19 protein-coding genes are annotated in these 16,869 nt (G+C 68.6%); 16 read left to right on the top strand and 3 right to left on the bottom strand.

Annotation, left to right across the window (positions count from 1 at the left end):
• The first annotated feature begins 51 nt into the window (after positions 1 to 51).
• From P3102_RS31905 to P3102_RS31885, 5 genes are read left to right on the top strand one after another with little or no spacing between them, the layout of a single operon-like run.
• Positions 52 to 594 (top strand): RNA polymerase sigma factor, encoded by a 543-nt coding sequence (locus P3102_RS31905; protein ID WP_276364245.1) that lies wholly within the window; start codon positions 52 to 54, stop codon positions 592 to 594.
• Complete coding sequence (locus P3102_RS31900; protein ID WP_276364244.1) at positions 591 to 1,406, top strand: zf-HC2 domain-containing protein; 816 nt, start codon at positions 591 to 593, stop codon at positions 1,404 to 1,406. The genes P3102_RS31905 and P3102_RS31900 overlap by 4 nt, the downstream gene beginning before the upstream one ends.
• Before the next feature lie 17 nt (positions 1,407 to 1,423).
• Positions 1,424 to 2,227: an ABC transporter ATP-binding protein gene (locus P3102_RS31895; protein ID WP_276364242.1), complete on the top strand. Its 804-nt coding sequence runs from the start codon at positions 1,424 to 1,426 to the stop codon at positions 2,225 to 2,227.
• A complete protein-coding gene (locus tag P3102_RS31890; RefSeq protein ID WP_276364241.1) occupies positions 2,224 to 3,597 on the top strand; it encodes a hypothetical protein in 1,374 nt (457 codons plus the stop codon). Before P3102_RS31895 ends, P3102_RS31890 begins: the two co-directional genes overlap by 4 nt.
• An 8-nt stretch (positions 3,598 to 3,605) precedes the next feature.
• Positions 3,606 to 4,166 carry a hypothetical protein gene (locus P3102_RS31885; protein WP_276364239.1) on the top strand — a complete coding sequence of 187 codons (561 nt, stop codon included), beginning with the start codon at positions 3,606 to 3,608 and terminating at the stop codon, positions 4,164 to 4,166.
• A 63-nt stretch (positions 4,167 to 4,229) separates the two neighbouring features.
• Here the strand turns inward: P3102_RS31885 and P3102_RS31880 are convergent, their stop codons facing one another.
• Positions 4,230 to 4,640 carry a PPOX class F420-dependent oxidoreductase gene (locus P3102_RS31880; RefSeq protein ID WP_276364238.1) on the bottom strand — a complete coding sequence of 137 codons (411 nt, stop codon included), beginning with the start codon at positions 4,638 to 4,640 and terminating at the stop codon, positions 4,230 to 4,232.
• A gap of 151 nt (positions 4,641 to 4,791) precedes the next feature.
• On the opposite strand from P3102_RS31880, the gene P3102_RS31875 reads away from it, so the two are divergent.
• Positions 4,792 to 5,499, top strand: a complete 708-nt coding sequence (locus P3102_RS31875; protein WP_276364236.1) for a murein transglycosylase — start codon at positions 4,792 to 4,794, stop codon at positions 5,497 to 5,499.
• Here the strand turns inward: P3102_RS31875 and P3102_RS31870 are convergent.
• Positions 5,472 to 6,392 carry an NAD(P)/FAD-dependent oxidoreductase gene (locus P3102_RS31870; protein ID WP_346660148.1) on the bottom strand — a complete coding sequence of 307 codons (921 nt, stop codon included), beginning with the start codon at positions 6,390 to 6,392 and terminating at the stop codon, positions 5,472 to 5,474. The two genes, P3102_RS31875 and P3102_RS31870, sit on opposite strands and share 28 nt — an antisense overlap.
• Before the next feature lie 54 nt (positions 6,393 to 6,446).
• Between P3102_RS31870 and P3102_RS31865 the strand changes: the two genes are divergently transcribed.
• The gene (locus P3102_RS31865) at positions 6,447 to 7,016 is read left to right on the top strand and encodes an XRE family transcriptional regulator (protein ID WP_276364233.1); all 570 of its coding nucleotides are present in this window, start codon (positions 6,447 to 6,449) and stop codon (positions 7,014 to 7,016) included.
• A 72-nt stretch (positions 7,017 to 7,088) separates the two neighbouring features.
• On the opposite strand, the gene P3102_RS31860 is transcribed toward P3102_RS31865, so the two are convergent.
• Entirely contained in the window at positions 7,089 to 7,502 is a 414-nt protein-coding gene (locus P3102_RS31860; RefSeq protein WP_125782553.1) for a tetratricopeptide repeat protein, read from the bottom strand.
• 72 nt (positions 7,503 to 7,574) lie between these two features.
• Here P3102_RS31860 and P3102_RS31855 point away from each other — a divergent pair, with 72 nt between their 5' ends.
• The 9 genes from P3102_RS31855 (at position 7,575) to P3102_RS31815 (ending at position 16,866) form a co-directional block, all read left to right on the top strand.
• Complete coding sequence (locus tag P3102_RS31855) at positions 7,575 to 8,051, top strand: VOC family protein (protein ID WP_276364230.1); 477 nt, start codon at positions 7,575 to 7,577, stop codon at positions 8,049 to 8,051.
• A 161-nt stretch (positions 8,052 to 8,212) separates the two neighbouring features.
• Positions 8,213 to 9,499: a phosphopyruvate hydratase gene (gene eno, locus P3102_RS31850; protein WP_276364228.1), complete on the top strand. Its 1,287-nt coding sequence runs from the start codon at positions 8,213 to 8,215 to the stop codon at positions 9,497 to 9,499.
• Between the two features lie 192 nt (positions 9,500 to 9,691).
• Positions 9,692 to 10,054: a septum formation initiator family protein gene (locus P3102_RS31845; RefSeq protein WP_346660207.1), complete on the top strand. Its 363-nt coding sequence runs from the start codon at positions 9,692 to 9,694 to the stop codon at positions 10,052 to 10,054.
• A 24-nt stretch (positions 10,055 to 10,078) separates the two neighbouring features.
• On the top strand, positions 10,079 to 10,588 hold the full coding sequence (locus P3102_RS31840; RefSeq protein WP_276364225.1) for a DUF501 domain-containing protein: 510 nt from the start codon (positions 10,079 to 10,081) through the stop codon (positions 10,586 to 10,588).
• A gap of 182 nt (positions 10,589 to 10,770) precedes the next feature.
• A complete protein-coding gene (locus P3102_RS31835; RefSeq protein ID WP_276364224.1) occupies positions 10,771 to 11,982 on the top strand; it encodes a lytic murein transglycosylase in 1,212 nt (403 codons plus the stop codon).
• A gap of 75 nt (positions 11,983 to 12,057) precedes the next feature.
• Positions 12,058 to 13,011, top strand: coding sequence for a Ppx/GppA phosphatase family protein (locus tag P3102_RS31830; protein WP_276364222.1), 954 nt, complete (start codon positions 12,058 to 12,060; stop codon positions 13,009 to 13,011).
• Positions 13,012 to 13,267: 256 nt separating this feature from the next.
• Positions 13,268 to 14,884: an ABC transporter substrate-binding protein gene (locus P3102_RS31825; protein ID WP_276364220.1), complete on the top strand. Its 1,617-nt coding sequence runs from the start codon at positions 13,268 to 13,270 to the stop codon at positions 14,882 to 14,884.
• Positions 14,885 to 14,993: 109 nt separating this feature from the next.
• A complete protein-coding gene (locus P3102_RS31820; RefSeq protein WP_276364219.1) occupies positions 14,994 to 15,920 on the top strand; it encodes an ABC transporter permease in 927 nt (308 codons plus the stop codon).
• A complete protein-coding gene (locus tag P3102_RS31815; protein WP_276364217.1) occupies positions 15,913 to 16,866 on the top strand; it encodes an ABC transporter permease in 954 nt (317 codons plus the stop codon). Before P3102_RS31820 ends, P3102_RS31815 begins: the two co-directional genes overlap by 8 nt.
• Positions 16,867 to 16,869: the final 3 nt, after the last annotated feature.

Genomic DNA, 16,869 nt, shown 5'->3' with positions numbered 1-16,869 from the left:
GGAACACAATCGAGTGAGAACCGGTTCGGCGGCCTCCGCGTCTTGCCGGATGTGAAGGGAACGGAACCGGACGAGGAGCAGCTCGTCCGCCGCACCGCCAAAGGTGACCGGGCGGCGTTCGAGGAGCTCTACCGCCGCACGTCGCCGTGGCTGGCCGTGCGCCTGCGCCGTCGCTGCGCCGACGAGCAGATCGTCGCCGAGGTGATGCAGGAGACCTACCTCGCGGTCTGGCGTGCGGCGGGGGCGTTCGCCGGTTCGGCCGTCGGCGGGAGCGCCGTCGGCTGGCTGTGGACGATCGCCGCGCGGCGGCTGGTCGACGCGTTCCGCCGCCGGGCGAAATACGCGCAGCCACCGCCGATCGCCGAAACGGCCGTCGCGCCCGCCGCCGAAGACGAGGCGCTGGCCGGTGCGGTCGGTGACCACGTCGGCGACGCGTTGCGCCGGCTCGCTCCCGAACTACGCCAGGTCCTGCAGGCCATGGTGCTCGACGGGCTGACCGTCCGCGAGACCGCGGTCCTGCTCGGCCTGCCGGAAGGAACCGTCAAAACCCGCGCGAGGCGGGCTCGGATCGCGATGCGGGAGGCGCTGTCGTGAACAAGGAACACGTGTCCGAAAAGCTTCTCGCCGGTTACGTCCACGGGGACGGCGGTCTGGCCGGTGACGAGGTCTGGGCGGTCGAAGCCCATCTCGAAAAGTGCGCGGAATGCCGGGGGAGGCTGTCCGCGGTCGGCATGCCGGCGGTGTCGGCGCTGGTGGACGAGGTCTGGGCCGGATTGGACACGAAGCTCGCCGAGGCGGGGCCGGGGCCGATGCGAACTCGGTGGACCGGATGGCTGCACACCTGGGTGACGCCGGTGATGCTGCCTTGGCTGGTGATGATCGTCCTGATCCCGGCACTCGGATTCGTCCTGGACTGGGCTGGGTGGACGGCGAGCGAGAACTACTCCTTCGCCCAGCTCTTCTCACCGCTGCTGCCGGTGCTCGGGGTCGCGGTCTCGTGGTCCAAGGGGCTCGATCCCGCCTACGAACTCGTCACTTCCACGCCGAGGGCCGGGCTCTACCTGCTGCTGCGCCGGACGACGGCGGTCCTCGCCGTCGTGTTGCCGATCCAGGCCCTCTCGGGCTGGCTCGGCGACGGCGGATTCGGGCTCGGTCTCCTGCCGAGCCTGGCCTTCACCACCGGGACGCTCGCGCTCGGCGGGCTGATCGGGGTGGTACGGGCGGCCTGTGTCCTCGCCGGGGTCTGGGTGGCGGTGATCCTGGCGCCCGCGGTGGCTTCGCAAGGACGTGCCACCGCGCTCGAACCCCGGCTGCTCCCGGTGTGGGGCGCGATCTTCGCGCTGACCGCGGCCGTGGTGGTGCTCCGGCGGAGCGTCTTCGGCCTGCTCACCGGATCCGAACGATGAACGAAGGGGAGAACATGATGCGTGCTGTCGGGGCCGCGGAGGTCGCGTCGACGACCTACGCGTGGCAGATCAAGGCGGAGGGACTGAAGGTCCGGGTCGGCAAACGCAAGTTCGCCGTGAACGGGCTCGACCTGGAACTCGGCACGGGGGTGCACGGTCTGCTCGGCCCGAACGGGGCGGGGAAGACCACGCTGATCCGGGCACTGGCGACGGTGCTCCGGCCGGCGGAGGGAGGGCTGGCGCTGCTCGGTGAATCCGTCGGGGGGTTCACCGATCAGCGCCGCCTGCGCCGTCGTATCGGCTACCTGCCGCAGAATTTCGGGTTCTACAAGCGCTTCACCGTCCGCGAGTTCGTCGAGTACATCGCGTGGCTGAAGGAAATGGCGAAAGAGGACATCCCGGGGGCGGTGCAGCGGTCGATCGAACGGGTCGGTCTCGCCGATCGCGCCGACGACCGGATGAAGACGCTGTCCGGCGGCATGGTGCGGCGGGTCGGGATCGCGCAGGCGATCGTGAACGATCCGGACATCCTCCTGCTGGACGAGCCGACCGCCGGACTCGACCCGGCGCAGCGCGTGCGGTTCCGGGACCTCCTTCAGGAAATCGGCCGTGACGCCTGCGTGGTCGTCTCGACGCATCTCGTCGAGGACGTCGCCACGGCCTGCACCGACGTCGTCCTGTTCGAAAACGGGAAACTGGTCTTCCAGGGCACTCCGGACGAACTGGCCGCGGCCGGGAGCGAGGAACACGTCGGCGACAGCCCGATCGAGCGCGGCTACTCGGCGCTGCTGGGGCACGAGCCGGGGAGGGGGAACTGGTGAACGTCCGTATCCTGCGGACCGAGATCCGCCGCTCCATCGCCCCCTGGGCGACGCTCGCCATCCTCGTCGTCGCGTTCGGCTTCCTGTATTCGTTCAGCGGGCCGTGGTCGAAGGCGCCGCTCGCCTGGACCGAGAACTGGGTCCCCGCCGCGGAATGGAGCCGGTTCCTGCTCGTCTTCCTGTGGCCGATCGCGATCGGCGCCGGGGTCGTCCAAGGCATGCGGGACAGTCGGTCCGGGATGGTCGAACTCCTCACCACGACGCCGCGGCCCGGCTGGCACCGGGCCGCGAAACTCGCCGGCGCGCTGGGCGGACTGCTCGTGCTGGGCTATCTGCTGATCTTCGCCGTCGGTGCCGTCCAAGTGATCTTCAGCGGTCCGTTCTTCACCTTCGGCTGGCTGCCGATAGTCGTGGTCGGCGTGCTCGCGATGCTCGCGGGGGCCTGGCTCGGGCTGGGGATCGGCCGGTTGCTGCCGCATCCGCTGACCGCGCCGGCGGTGGCCGTGGCCACGCTCGTGACCGTGATCGTGCTCCAGATCGCCGGGTCGGAGGGCAGCGTGCTCATGGGCGCTGTTCCGGCCAGGGTCTCTTCGCTCTCTCCCGCGATGGACGTCACCAACGATCCGTTCATCACCACCGCGAGCCGGGTGGATCTCGGCCAGGGAATCTGGCTCGCCGGCTTGGCCGCGACCGGATTCCTCTTGCTGGCGGCCCGCTCCAAGCGCTCGAAGGCACTCTCCGTCGTCCCCGCGCTGGTGGCGGTCGCGATCGCGACGCCCATCCTGCCCGCGACCTACGCCGAGGCCAAGACCGTCGATCCGCGCGCGACGGCGATGGTCTGCGACGGCCCGGTCTGTGTTCCCCGCCTGCTCGAACCCGACCTCGCCCGGTTCGCCGGGCCTGGCAAAGAGGCGTTGCGGCTCTTGGGGACACTGCCGGACGCGCCGGTCAGGGTCACGGCCTTGAACCGGCGGGTGGCTTCCGACGAGGTGCCGCCGCGTGCCGCCGACACCCTCTTCGTGGATTTGCTGGATTGGTCCTTCCGCTCGGCCGAGGATTCGGACGCCATGACGCGGGCACTGGTCGCCGGCGCCGGGACGGCGACCTGCTACACCCTCTACGGCGCCGACAGGGCCTTTTTGGACGAACTCACCGCGCGGTCGATTTCGTCGAGCTGGTTCCTCGGTGAGTGGAAGATGCTCGACGGTTCCTGGCTGAGCGAGGAGAAGAAGAACGAGGTCCTCCGCGATTGGGAGACCTTCCGTGCCTTGCCGTCCGACGTGCAGCGCACGCGGATCATCGCGCACCGGCAGGCGGGCCTGACCTGCGAGGGCGACCAACTCGAGATCCTCCTCGGCGGCACCCGATGAGGTGGGCGGTGCTGTACGCGCGCTCGCGTGCCCTGCCCGCGTCGTTCGCGGTGCTGGTGGTGAGCATGGCCGTGCTGTGGTTCCTGGCCCGGGACCGCTGGTCGGAGATCCCGGTTTCCCTGGCGCTCGCGGTGGCGGTCGCGGTACTGGCCACCGGGCTGAGCGGGCAGGACGTCGATCTCGACCGGACCGCGGCGATCCGGTGGATTCCCCGTCGTGGCCTGCATCTGCTGGTGATCGGCGGCCTCGGCGTCGGAGCCGTGCTCCTGCCGCGGCTGTGGGAGGCGGAGCGGGTTCCGCTGGAGATCATCGTGCGGAACACGGCCGGACTGCTCGGTCTCGCCGGGCTCGCCGCGGTGCTGTTCGGCGGGGCCTTCGGGTGGACGTTGCCGCTGTTCGCACTCGTGGTCGCCTTTGTGGTGACGGTGGCGTCGTCGGGTACGGACACCGTGGACCTGGTGGCGACCTGGCTGTTCCAACCCGCCGGCGTGGCGACCGCTCTGTGGACCGCCGTGGTGTTCGCCGTTGTGGGCTTCGGTGCCTACGCGGTCTACGGTGCCCGTCGCTGACTCTGTCGAAGAAAGGGTCGTTCCCGGCAAAATTCGTCGGGAACGCCCCTTTCCCTTCCCCGGTCAGACGTCGCGGTTGTGCGGGACGAGGTCGAGCGGGTCGTGGTCCGGGTCGTCGACGCCGAGGCTGATGATCCGCGACGGGTGGAGCCGGATCACCGCGCCGTCGAGATGGCCGTCGGGGGTGGTGGCACCGGTCAGCGCCTCGGCCCGGCCGCGGATCTCGAGGCAGCGGATCCTCGGCGGATCCTGCGACGGCATGTCGTCCACCACGAACGCGGCCTGCCCGTTGGCGGCCACGTTCCGGAACTTCTTGCTCTTCGCCAGGTCGTAGCCGGTGATGTCGATCGTGCGGGTCTCGGTGTTGTAGGTGTAGCCGACCGGGCTGACCTGCAGCGTGCCGTCCGGTTGTGCCGTCGCGAGCCGTCCGAGTCCCTGAGTGGCGAGGTAGTCGAGTTCCGCTTCACTGAACATGGATCCAGACTGCGATCTCCACTTGACTGGAGGTCAAGTGCGCGGTGCCGATGTTCCGCGACAGCCGGAATCGTCGATTCGCTTCACCGTCAGTCGGCTTCATGCGCCGAATGGGTCTTCGCCCGGCATTGTGGCGAAGTAACCTGACCGGGTGGCCGAAACCACCCAGTCGAGCACCGACGCCCCGGAGCACTTCGCGCACCCTCTGCCGCCGTACGTCCCGAGGCTCGCTTTCGCGGGCGGGCTCGTGCTCACGGGTGTGGTCCTGATCATGACCGTCGGGGTGAGCCGGCCGGGCGGGGAGGAACCGCCCCCGCCTGCCCGGCCCCAGCCCGCCCTCGCGGTCCCCGACCAGAGACCGCAACCGGGGGTGATGACGCCGCGCGCCGGGCTCGCCGCGCCGCCCGACCGGCCCACCGTTTCCGACGCGGCCGAACTCGAGATCTGGGCGAAACGCGTGGCGGGGAAGACCCGCCTGGCCGAAACCGATCTGTCCGCTTACGGCCGCGCCGAGATGTGGCTTCGGCGGCAGAAGCCGGGTTGTCACCTCTCGTGGGCGACTCTCGCGGGTATCGCCCATGTCGAGGCGGCGCAGGGCAGACCGGGCCCGATCACGCTGCCGCCCGACGTCTGGGCCAAGCACGCCGCCCGGGCCAGGAGCGATGGCAAACAGCCCGACCCGGAGGACCTCGACGACGCCGCCTTCGCCGCCTCCCGTTACCTGTGCGCGGCCGGCGACGACGTCGCCACCCCGGAGGGCTGGTGGAAGGCGATGCGGATGTTCGATCCGGCCGTGTCCTACGCCCAGGAAGTCTTCAGCGCGGCCGACGCCTACGCGGACGCCAGCGTCGCGCCCTGATCCTCGAGCACCAGATCGAAGTTGAGCGCCGACGCCATCCGGTAGGCGTCGCCGGCCGCGACGACCAGCTGCGCCATCGGATCGACGACGTTCCCCGCCGCCCAGACGCCGTCCACGTTCGTGCGGCCCTGTGCGTCCACCGCGATCGAACCGCTTTCGGTGCGCGCGCAGCCGAGCTGACCGAGAAGCCGGTCGTGCGGGACGAACCTCGGCCCGACGAACACGACATCGCGTTCGACGAATTCGCCGTCGACGAGCCGGACACCGGTCAGCCGGTCGTTCCCGACCGCCAGCTCGGACACCTTCCCGTCGACGATCCGGATGCCCAGCCCGGTCAGCTTCGCCCGGTCTTCGGCCGAGATCTGCCGCGTATGCGTGAAGAAGGTCAAGTCCTTGCTCCACTGCCAGACGATCAGCGCCTGGTGGACCGAGTTCTCGGAGGTGGCGAGCACACCGAAGCGCTGATCCCGCACTTCCCAGCCGTGGCAGTACGGGCAGTGCAGCACGTCGGCGCCGAACCGCTCCGCGACGCCGGGGACGTCCGGCAGTTCGTCGGCCAGCCCGGTGGTCACCACGATCCGGCGGCCGCTGATGACCCTTCCGCTCGCCAGTTCCACCGCCTTGTCGTGCCGCAACCGGTGGACGACGTCGTCGACGATCTCGACGTCGTAGCCGCGGACCTCGGCGCGGCCTTTCGCCAGCAGTTCTTTGGGTGGGATGCCGTCTCTGGTCAGGAATCCGTGCGCGTGCGCGGCGGGCGCGTTGCGCGGGGTACCGCCGTCGATCACGACGACCTTGCGCCGCGCCCTGCCCAGGACCAGCGCCGCGCTGAGGCCCGCGACGCCACCACCGATGATCACCACGTCGTAGTCGTTGTTCATGCTGCCGAGCATCCGGAATTCTTCGGAAGCTGGCAAAGTTCATTGCCGATTTGGCAAACTGGCGGGATGGAGGACATCGAACGGCGGCTTTCCGAAGTCGGCCCGAAGCTCAAGCGGCTTCGCAAGGAGCGCGGCACCACCCTTTCCGCGCTTTCGGAGGCGACGGGCATCTCCGCCAGCACGCTCTCGCGGCTCGAATCGGGCACTCGGAAGGCGACGCTGGAGCTGCTGCTCACGTTGTCCGCGGCGCATCAGGTCCCGCTCGACGAACTGGTCGGCGAACCCGAACCGGCCGACCCCCGGGTGCGGATGAAAGCGCAGAAGTTCGGCAGGTTCACCGCCTGGTCGCTGACCGCGCAGCCGGGTCAGCCGCAGGCGTTCAAACTGCTGATCCCGGTCGAGGACGTCGAGCCGGTGCAACGGGCCCACGAGGGCTACGAATGGATGTACGTCCTCAGTGGACGGTTGCGGGCGCTCCTCGGTGACCGTGACTTCACGATGGGGCCCGGCGAGGCCGCGGAGTTCGACACGCGGGTGCCGCACTGGTTCGGGAGCGCGGGGCCGGGCCCGGTGGAACTGCTGGTGCTGTTCGGCAAGCAGGGCGAGCGCGCCCATCTGCGGGCCAGGTCCACGTGACAGCGAAGGTCCCTTGCTCCGAGGGTGACGGCGATCAGGATCGAGAGCAAAGGTCCCTTGCTCCCGCGGCGGTCAGTCGCGCAACGCGATCCGCGCGCTGACCTCGCTGATCGCTTCCAGGTACTCCGGGATCGGATGCATCGCCGACGCGATCCGCATCTGCGCGAGCGCCTCGGTCAACCGGCCGAGGCGCTGAAGGGTCCGCCCGAGCACGAATCGGGCGTAATGATCGGTGGGATCCAGTTCCAGCACCCGGGTGAAGGCGCGTTCGGCCCGGCGCAACTGCGCGGAGTGGAAGTACGCGCGGCCCGCCAGCAACTGGACACTCGGTTTGTCGGTTTCCTCTTCGAGCAGGGGTTCGAGGGCTTTGAGGGCGTCGAGCGGCCTGCGGCTTTCGACCAGCGCCTCCGCTTGGCGGAAGGCACGGAACCGCGACTCGCCGGACGGGTCCTGACCGGGTTCTGGGGCGGGTTCGGCATCCATCATGGTCCGCTCCACGATACGCCGGGGCGGGGCCGTCCACGAGGCGCTGAAACGGTCATGGTGGACTGTCCTGCCATGAGCAGCGCCGAAACGGATAAGCCCGGCTACCTCGGGCTCGCACCGTACCTTTACTACGCCGACGCGACCGAGGCGGTCGCGTGGCTGGTCAGAGTGTTCGGGTTCACCGAGGAAGTGCGCTTCGCCGACGCCTCCGGAGAGGTGTTCCAGGCCACGCTGTGCGCCGGTCCGGCCAAGATCCAGCTGGCCGGGGTCGGCCCCGAATACTGGCAGGCGAAGGGTGTCGACGGCCCGGTCGGGCAGCTGAACATCGTGTACGTCCCCGACGCCGACGCGCAGTACGAGCGCGTCCGCGCCGCACTGGGCGACGACGCCGACATCGACGCGCCCCAGGACCAGCCCTACGGCGCCCGCGTGTTCACCGTCTCCGACATCGGGGGCAACAGCTGGACTTTCTGGCAGCAGTTCTCCGACACCGTCGAGCTTCCGTCCGGCTGGCGTGAAGTCCGGGCAGGTGAACCAGTTCCGGAATAGGTGCTGCGGAGCGCGGCTCCTCGGTCGAGGGTGGTGGCGGGGAGGAAGGTCGGAGAAGTCCGATCGGCGTGCAGTGTGGCGCGTGCCTCCACCGGGTGAACGGCGCCGACGGCTAGGCTGAGCCCGGTCACCGCAGGCACAACCCACATGAGGAGCATGGCGTGGCGCTCATCGAGCAGGTAGGCGCTCGCGAGATTTTGGACTCGCGAGGCAACCCGACGGTCGAAGTGGAGGTGGCTCTCGACGACGGCACGCTGGCGCGGGCCGCGGTCCCCTCGGGTGCGTCCACCGGCGAACACGAAGCCGTCGAGCTGCGTGACGGCGACACCGGCCGGTACAACGGCAAGGGTGTCGAGCGCGCGGTCGCGGCCGTCCTGGACGAGATCGGCCCGGACCTGGTCGGCACCGACGCCGTCGACCAGCGCATCGTCGACCAGAAGCTGGTCGACCTCGACGGCACGCCGGCGAAGTCCCGCCTCGGTGCGAACGCCATCCTCGGCGTGTCGCTCGCCGTCGCGAAGGCCGCCGCGGAGTCGGCCGAGCTGGAGCTGTTCCGCTACCTCGGCGGGCCGAACGCGCACGTGCTGCCGGTGCCGATGCTGAACATCCTCAACGGTGGCGCGCACGCCGACACCGATGTCGACATCCAGGAATTCATGATCGCGCCGATCGGCGCCGAGTCGTTCCGCGAGGCCCTGCGCTGGGGCACCGAGGTCTACCACTCGCTGAAGTCGGTCTTGAAGGGCCGCGGCCTGGCCACCGGCCTCGGTGACGAAGGCGGCTTCGCACCCAGCCTGAAGAACAACCGCGAAGCGCTCGACCTGATCCTCCAGGCGATCGAGAAGGCCGGATACGCCCCGGGCCGCGATGTCGCGCTCGCGCTCGACGTCGCCGCGACGGAGTTCTTCTCCGACGGCGCGTACACCTTCGAGGGTGCGAAGAAGAGCGCCGAGCAAATGTCCGCCTACTACGGCGAGCTCGTCCGCGACTACCCGCTCGTGTCCGTCGAGGACCCGCTGAGCGAGGACGACTGGGACGGCTGGGTCCAGCTGACCACCGAGATCGGCGAGAAGGTCCAGTTGGTCGGCGACGACCTGTTCGTCACCAACCCGGACCGTCTCGAAGAAGGCATCACCCGCCGCGCCGCCAACGCGCTGCTGGTGAAGGTCAACCAGATCGGCACGCTGTCGGAGACCCTCGACGCGATCTCCCTGGCGACCTCCTACGGTTACAAGTCGATGATGAGCCACCGGTCCGGCGAGACCGAGGACACCTTCATCGCCGACCTGGCCGTCGCGACCGGTGTCGGCCAGATCAAGACCGGCGCCCCGGCGCGCGGCGAGCGGATCGCCAAGTACAACCAGCTGCTCCGTATCGAGGAGACCCTCGCCGACGCGGCGCGTTACGCCGGCGACCTCGCGTTCCCGCGGTTCACCCCGGAGGGGTAAGCGGCCATGTCGGACCGGGGGAGGGCGCGGACGACCCGTCGGAGCAGCGGGCGCGCGGGCGGCGGTGGCTCCGGCAGGGGCCGTCGTCCGGAGCGTGCCCGTCGCACGACGACGACGGAGGTCCGCGCCCGAACCCGGCTGCGCCGCAGCCTGGCGGCGAAACGGGCATCGGGTGCCGCGAAGGTGCTCGGCATGTCCACCACCCGCCGGGCCGCGGTGGTGGCGATCGTGGTGTGCGCGCTCGCGTTCACCATCGCCGTCCCGTTGCGCACGTACCTCAGCCAGAAGTCCGAGGTGACCGAGCAGCAGCAGTTGCAGTCCGAACTCCAGCGGAGCGTCACTCAGCTGGAAGGCCGCAAGGCCGAGCTGAGCGACCCCGCGCAGATCGAGGCGGAAGCGCGGAAGCGGTTCGGTTTCGTGAAGCCCGGCGAGACGCCGTACATCGTGCAGCTCCCCGAGGACAAGGCGCCCGAACAGGCGCAGCCACAAGGTCAGCAGCCGGTGCCCGCGGGCTCCTGGTACGAGAAGCTGTGGGATCAGGTCGCGGGCGGCTGAAGCTCTCCGTTTAGCCTTACGGGCGTGAACAGCACGGAAAAGTCTTCCTTCGAGCCTGTGACCGACGCCGACCGCGAAATCATCGCGGACCAGCTCGGCCGGGCCCCCCGTGCGCTGCGCGCCGTCGCCGCGCGCTGTCCGAGCGGCCACCCGTCGGTCGTGCAGACCAGTCCTCGCCTCGACGACGGCACCCCGTTCCCCACGCTCTACTACTTGACCTGTCCGAAGCTGACTTCGATGGTGGGCACGCTCGAGGCGTCCGGGCTGATGAAGGAAATGACCGACCGGCTCGCCGAGGACCCCGAGCTGGCGGCCGCTTACCAGCGGACCCACGAGGGCTACCTCGCCGAACGCGACGCCATCGACCCGCTCGGCCACGAGGTCAGCGCGGGCGGGATGCCCGGACGCGTCAAATGCCTGCACGTCCACCTGGCGCACACGCTTGCCGCCGGTCCCGGGGTGAACCCGTTCGGCGACGAGACCCTCGCGCTGCTCAAGGCCAACGGGTGGCCGTCGGGCGACTGCCAGGAGTAACACCGGCCCCCGGTGCACAGATAGTTCCTCCAGGTGGGTTAATTCACCCGATGTCGACCAACTGGTCCTCCCCAATGGGGTGAAACCGGTGACCGTATGCGGCAGGCTGGGCGTGGCCGGGGTTGACGGGGCGGGCAGGTACCGGATCGCCGGGTCGCGATCCGCCGGGAGGGTTCTGAGGTATGCGCGTGAGGCACGTGCCAGGCGCGGTGACCGGTGCTGTATTCGTGGGCTCACGCCTGAGACGCGTACCTCGAGCCGTCCGCGGACTCTGTCTCCGTCACCGCACGATCGCCGCGGTGACCGGAGGCGTCCTCGCCATCGTCCCGGCCTGTGCCGCGGTCATCGGTGCCGGCAGCTGGGCCGCGACGGCCAGCACGGTCCATTCCGACAACGTCGCCCTCGTCGGTGGCTACGACCCGAAGAACCCGCTCGTCCAGCAGATCGGTGTCGACGGCAGCCTGCCGAACGCCCCGACTCCGCTCCCGCTCCCCGCGGACGAACTCCCCGACGGACCGCTGGGCATCCCGGTCACCGCGCTCGCCGCGTACCGCAACGCCGCCGACATCCTCATCGCAGAACAGCCCACCTGTCACATCGACTGGGCGTTGATCGCGAGTATCGGCCGCATCGAGTCCAACCACGCTCGCGGCGGCTACGTCGACGCGAAGGGCAACACCCTCGAACCGATCCTCGGCCCGCAGCTCAACGGCGCCGGACCGTTCGCGGCCATCCCGGACAGCGACGGCGGCAAGTTCGACGGTGACGCGGTCTGGGACCGCGCCGTCGGCCCGACGCAGTTCATTCCCTCGACGTGGAAGGGCTACGCCTCCGACGGCAACGGCGACGGCGAGTCCAACCCGAACAACATCTTCGACGCGGCGCTGGGCACCGGGCGGTACCTGTGCTCCGGCGGGCTCGATCTGTCCAAACCGGACCAGTTGCGCACGGCCGTCTTCCGCTACAACCACTCCGACACCTACGTGAACACCGTGCTGATCTGGGCCGAGGCCTACCGCACGGGTGTGCTGCCGACGCCGGACAGCCGGGTGCCCATCGGCGCCCCGAACGCCGGTGCCGCTCCGCCGCCCGCGTCGGTACCGCCGCCTCCGGTGCCGTCGACGCCACCCGGTTCGGTGACGCCGCCGTCGAGCACCTTGCCGGGGACCAGTACGAGTTCGAGTTCGTCCTCCTCGAAATCGCCGACGACCTCGAAGCCGCCGCAATGCCCGGCGGTCACCGTGACGGAGACGGTATCGAGCACCAGCCCCACGACCACGAACACGACTTCGACCAAGACTTCGCCTCCGCCGTCGACCTGTATTTCGCCGACGACGACCACAACGACCACCACGGTGACGCCAACGGGCACCGGCGGTACCAGATCCCCCTGATCGCGTCGACTGCTCCGTCCGTGCCCCGCCACCACCCTCGACGGAGAAGCTTCGCTCCGCTGTAATCTCCGGAGCATGCCTCGTGTTGCCGCGATCGACTGTGGGACCAACTCCATCCGCCTGCTCGTCGCCGAGCTGACCCCCCGGCACGACGGGACGGTCGACCTGCGCGACCTGCACCGGGAGATGCGGATCGTCCGCCTCGGCCAAGGAGTGGACGCCACCGGCAGGCTGGCCCCCGAGGCGCTCGAGCGCACCCGCGAGGCACTGGCCGACTACACGATCGCCGCGCGCCGCAAAGGTGTCGAAAAGGTCCGCATGGTCGCGACGTCGGCGACCCGTGACGCGAGCAACCGCGACGAGTTCTTCGCGATGACGCGTGCGGTGCTCGGCACCGAGGCCGAAGTCATCAGCGGGGACGAAGAGGCGCGGCTGTCCTTCACCGGCGCCGTCGGCGAGCAGGATCCCGACGACGGCCCGTTCGTGGTGGTCGACGTGGGCGGCGGCTCGACCGAACTCGTGGTCGGGACCTGGGACGGCCGTCAGGCCGAGGTGATCGCGGCCAAGTCGGTCGACATCGGCTGTGTGCGGATCACCGAACGCGCGCTGAAGTCCGATCCGCCGACCGCGGCCGAAATCGCCGAAGCCCGCGAGCTGGCCGCCAAGGTCCTCACCGAGGCCTTCGACGTCGTGGACGTGTCCACCGCCAAGACGTGGATCGGGGTCGCCGGGACGGTCACGACCTTGACGGCCGTGGCACAGGGTCTGCCAGAGTACGACTCCGAGCGCACCCATCTCTCGAAGCTCTCCCACGCGGACATCGACCGTGTCGCGCGGTCGCTGCTCACGGCCGACCACGCGGCCCGTGCGGCGAACCCGGTGATCCATCCCGGCCGGGTCGATGTGATCGGTGGTGGCTCCGTGATCGTGCAGGTGCTGGCCGAGCAGTTCGCCACGCGCGGTGGTCCCGACCGGCTGGTGGTCTCCGAACACGACATCCTCGACGGCATCGCGCTCTCGTTGGCTTGACCGTCCATTTTCTCTTGAACGAAGCCATTTCTTTAGGTGATCAAGTGGTGACCTCCAGTCCGGATGGGGCCATTCGGCGCAGCGTCGTGCCTACCAACGTTGTGCTCTGACCGGGTGGTCCGGAAGACTGTCACACATTTGCAACATCAACGCACTGTGATCGGCTTCACCTGTCCCATAGCGTCGTCTCACCTTCTGGGCGGTAGGGCGCGACCGGCGCCCGCCGGGCTATCCGACGACGAGAGTTGGAGGGGACATGCGGGCTTCACGCGGGTTCTGGGGAGCGACGGCGGTGGTGGCCACGGCGGCCCTGCTGCTGACGGCCTGTGGGGGTGGTGGGTCCGGGGAGAACAAGGGATCCGGCGCCACGGACGCCAACGCGGCGGTTTCGGTCTACGGCACCGAGCCGGAGAACTCGCTGATTCCCGCCAACACCAACGAGCTCGGCGGGTCCAAGGCCCTCAAGCCGGTCTTCTCGGCACTGGTCGGCTACAAAGCCGACACCGCCGAACCGTACAACCTGATGGCCGAATCGATCACCACGACCGATTCGAAGGTCTTCGACATCAAGATCAAAAAGGGCTGGAAGTTCCACGACGGGACCGAGGTCAAGGCCAAGAACTTCGTCGACGCCTGGAACTACAGCGCGAACGGCAAGAACGGCATGCAGAACGCGTCGTTCTTCGAGCAGATCCAGGGCTACGACGAGATCAGCGCCAAAGAGCCCGCCGTCAAGGAGATGTCCGGGCTCAAGGTCGTGAACGACTACGAGTTCCAGGTCACCCTCAAGGGCCCGTTCTCGGTGTTCTCCACCAAGATCGGCTACCTCGCCTTCGCGCCGCTGCCGGACAAGTTCTTCGCCGACCCGGAGGCGTTCGCCAAGGCGCCGATCGGCAACGGGCCGCTGAAGTTCGTTTCGCGCACGCCCAACCAGAACATGAAGCTCACGCGGTTCGAGGAGTACCAGGGCGAGGACAAGGTCAAGTTCAAGGACCTCGAAGTCCGCATCTACACCAGCCAGGAGACCGCGTACCAGGATCTGCTGAGCAATCGCCTCGACTTCATGGAGGCGCTCCCGCCCGCGGCGAAGGCCGGTGGCAAGTACAAGACCGACCTCGGTGAGCGGCTGGTCGAAGGGAAGCTGCTCGGCATCAGCGCGCTCGCGCTCCCGTACTACGTACCCGGTTACAACAACCTGGACCTGCGCAAGGCGATCTCACTGGCCATCGACCGTGAGCAGATCGTCAAGACCGTCATGAACGACACCTACGCGCCCGCCGACGGCTACGTCTCGCGCGGTATCGAGGGCTACCGGCCCGGCATCTGCGAATACTGCGAGTTCGATCCGGTGAAGGCCAAGGAATTCTTCGCCAAGTCCGGCTACACCGGCAAGCTGACCATCGCGTCGAACGCCGACGGTGGGCGTAAGGAACCGCTGGTCGCGGCGTGCAACAGCATCAAGAACGCGCTCGGCGTCGAATGCGACTTCGTGCCGGCGACCGACTTCGGGCAGTGGCGCAGCATCGTCAACAACCGCCAGCTGACCGGCATGGGCCGTTCCGACTGGGCCGCCGACTACCCGTCGATCGAGAACTACCTGAACCCGCGCTACAAGAGCACCGGTTCGTCGAACGACTCCACCTACAACAACCCGGCCGTCGACGCGCTGCTGACCCAGGCGGACCAGACCGCCGACAAGGCGGCCGCGATCAAGCTGTACCAGCAGGCCGAAGACCTGATCGCGAAGGATCTGCCGCAGATCCCCGTGTGGGAAGAGAAGGGGGTCGGCGGTAAGTCGAACCGCCTCAAGACCGTGAAGCTCGACTTCGGTCGACTCGCGGACTACGCGTCCATCGAGGTCGCGGCGAAGTAATCGCGTGGTCGTGCGGTCGTGAGTGGCGATTCGGGTACCAAGCCGAATCGCCACTCACGACCCGCCGGACCGACAGCTCCCACCACGCGATCCCCAGGACGGCACGCTCATGTCCCAGTACATCCTCCGACGTCTACTCCAACTCATCCCGGTCTTCTTCGGCACGACGTTCCTCATCTACGCCCTCGTGTGGGCGGTGCCCGGTGACCCGTTCGCCGGCAAATGCGGTCAGGTCGCCTGCCCGCCCGCCTACATCGAGATGATGACCGCGAAGTTCAACCTCGACGATTCGATCTTCGTCCAGTACTTCAAATACCTCGGCAACCTGTTCACCGGCGACTGGGGCGAGACCTTCAACGGCGTCTCGGTCGGCGAACTGATCGGGAACGCCTATCCGGTCACCGTCCGGCTCGCCCTCATCGCGGTGGCCATCGAAGCGATCATCGGCCTGTCCGCCGGCATCCTGACCGGCCTGCGCGGCAAGGGTTTCCTCGACAACCTCGTGCTGATGTCCACCACGTTCCTGATCTCGATCCCGGTGTTCGTCACCGCGATCGTGCTCCAGATCGTCCTCGGTTCGGAGCTGGGCCTCATCGACGCGAGCGTCTCCGAGGACGCCACGATCGGCGAACTGATCGTGCCGGGAATAGCGCTCGGCAGCCTTTCCATGGCCTACATCGCCCGGTTGACCAGGACGAGCATCGCCGAAAACCGGCACGCCGACTACGTCCGGACGGCCGTCGCGAAAGGCCAGCCGCGCAGCCGCGTCGTCGGCGTGCACCTGCTCCGGAACTCCGTGATCCCGGTGCTGACCTTCATCGGCACCGACATCGGCGCGCTCATGGGCGGGGCCATCGTCACCGAAGGCGTGTTCAACATCAACGGCATCGGCGGGCTCATCTTCCGCGGTATCCAGAACCGGGAGGGCGCCACCGTCACCGGCGTCGTCGTCCTGCTGGTGATGGTGTACCTGCTGGTGAGTCTCACCGTCGACCTGCTCTACGCCGTTCTCGACCCGAGGATCCGTTATGACTGACCCCAATGTGGCGGGTGGCATGTCCTCCGTGGACGTCGCCGGCGCCGGAGTCGCCGACGATTCCGCGGTGGCGCACAAACCGCGCAGTCTCGGCGGCGACGCCTGGCGGATGCTGCGCAAACGGCCGTCGTTCATCATCTCCGCCGCCATCATCGTGCTCGTCGTGCTCATCGCGATCGCGCCCGACCTGTTCAGTTCCCGGCCCGCCGGGTTCAGCGATCTGCTCCACGCCAACGAAGGCCCGTCCGCGGACGCCTGGTTCGGTTACGACAACCAGGGTTACGACGTCTACGCGCGGACCATCCACGGCGCACGCGCGTCGCTGCTGGTCGGCGTCTTCGCCACGGTGCTGACGATCCTGATCGGCTCGGTGGTCGGGATCGTCGCCGGGTACTACGGCCGCCTCGTCGACAGCCTGTTCTCACGGGTGGGCGACATCTTCGCGGCGCTGCCGTTCGTGCTCGGCGCGATCGTCATCCTGACCACCTTCAACGCACCCGGTTCGAACCCCGGCGTGGTCACCATCATCGTGCAGGTGGTGGTCTCGATCGCCGCGCTGAGCTGGCCGGTGGCGATGCGCATCATGCGGTCGGCGACGCTGGTGGCCAAGCAACTCGACTACGTCAAGGCCGCGCGCGGCCTCGGCGCCAGCACGCCGCGCATCGTGTTCCGGCACCTGCTGCCCAACACGGTCGCGCCGGTACTGGTCTACGGGACCATCGCGCTCGGCGCGTTCATCGGCGCGGAAGCGACGCTGGCGTACCTGGGTGTCGGTGTGCGGCCGCCGGTCGTCTCGTGGGGCGTGATGATCAGCGACGCGCGGGACTACTTCCGGGTGAACCCGCACATGCTGTTGTTCCCCGCCGGATTCGTCACCATCACCGTGCTCGCGTTCGTCATGCTCGGTGACGGGATCCGCGACGCGCTCGACCCGAAGGCCCGGTGAGCG

Origin of the sequence: Amycolatopsis sp. QT-25 (assembly GCF_029369745.1) — a bacterium.
Taxonomy (GTDB): Bacteria; Actinomycetota; Actinomycetes; order Mycobacteriales; family Pseudonocardiaceae; genus Amycolatopsis.
The sequence above is the reverse complement of the archived record's forward strand: the minus strand, read 5'-3'. Positions and strand labels throughout refer to the sequence as shown.

Coding starts and splice junctions, on each gene's coding strand:
- P3102_RS31870 (WP_346660148.1), bottom strand. CDS start 6,392: ATGCTCGGCAGCATGAACAACGACTACGACGTGGTGATCATCGGTGGT.
- P3102_RS31855 (WP_276364230.1), top strand. CDS start 7,575: ATGAGCAGCGCCGAAACGGATAAGCCCGGCTACCTCGGGCTCGCACCG.
- P3102_RS31865 (WP_276364233.1), top strand. CDS start 6,447: ATGGAGGACATCGAACGGCGGCTTTCCGAAGTCGGCCCGAAGCTCAAG.
- P3102_RS31835 (WP_276364224.1), top strand. CDS start 10,771: ATGCGCGTGAGGCACGTGCCAGGCGCGGTGACCGGTGCTGTATTCGTG.
- P3102_RS31860 (WP_125782553.1), bottom strand. CDS start 7,502: ATGATGGATGCCGAACCCGCCCCAGAACCCGGTCAGGACCCGTCCGGC.
- P3102_RS31880 (WP_276364238.1), bottom strand. CDS start 4,640: ATGTTCAGTGAAGCGGAACTCGACTACCTCGCCACTCAGGGACTCGGA.
- P3102_RS31845 (WP_346660207.1), top strand. CDS start 9,692: ATGTCCACCACCCGCCGGGCCGCGGTGGTGGCGATCGTGGTGTGCGCG.
- P3102_RS31825 (WP_276364220.1), top strand. CDS start 13,268: ATGCGGGCTTCACGCGGGTTCTGGGGAGCGACGGCGGTGGTGGCCACG.
- P3102_RS31820 (WP_276364219.1), top strand. CDS start 14,994: ATGTCCCAGTACATCCTCCGACGTCTACTCCAACTCATCCCGGTCTTC.
- P3102_RS31815 (WP_276364217.1), top strand. CDS start 15,913: ATGACTGACCCCAATGTGGCGGGTGGCATGTCCTCCGTGGACGTCGCC.
- P3102_RS31895 (WP_276364242.1), top strand. CDS start 1,424: ATGCGTGCTGTCGGGGCCGCGGAGGTCGCGTCGACGACCTACGCGTGG.
- P3102_RS31830 (WP_276364222.1), top strand. CDS start 12,058: ATGCCTCGTGTTGCCGCGATCGACTGTGGGACCAACTCCATCCGCCTG.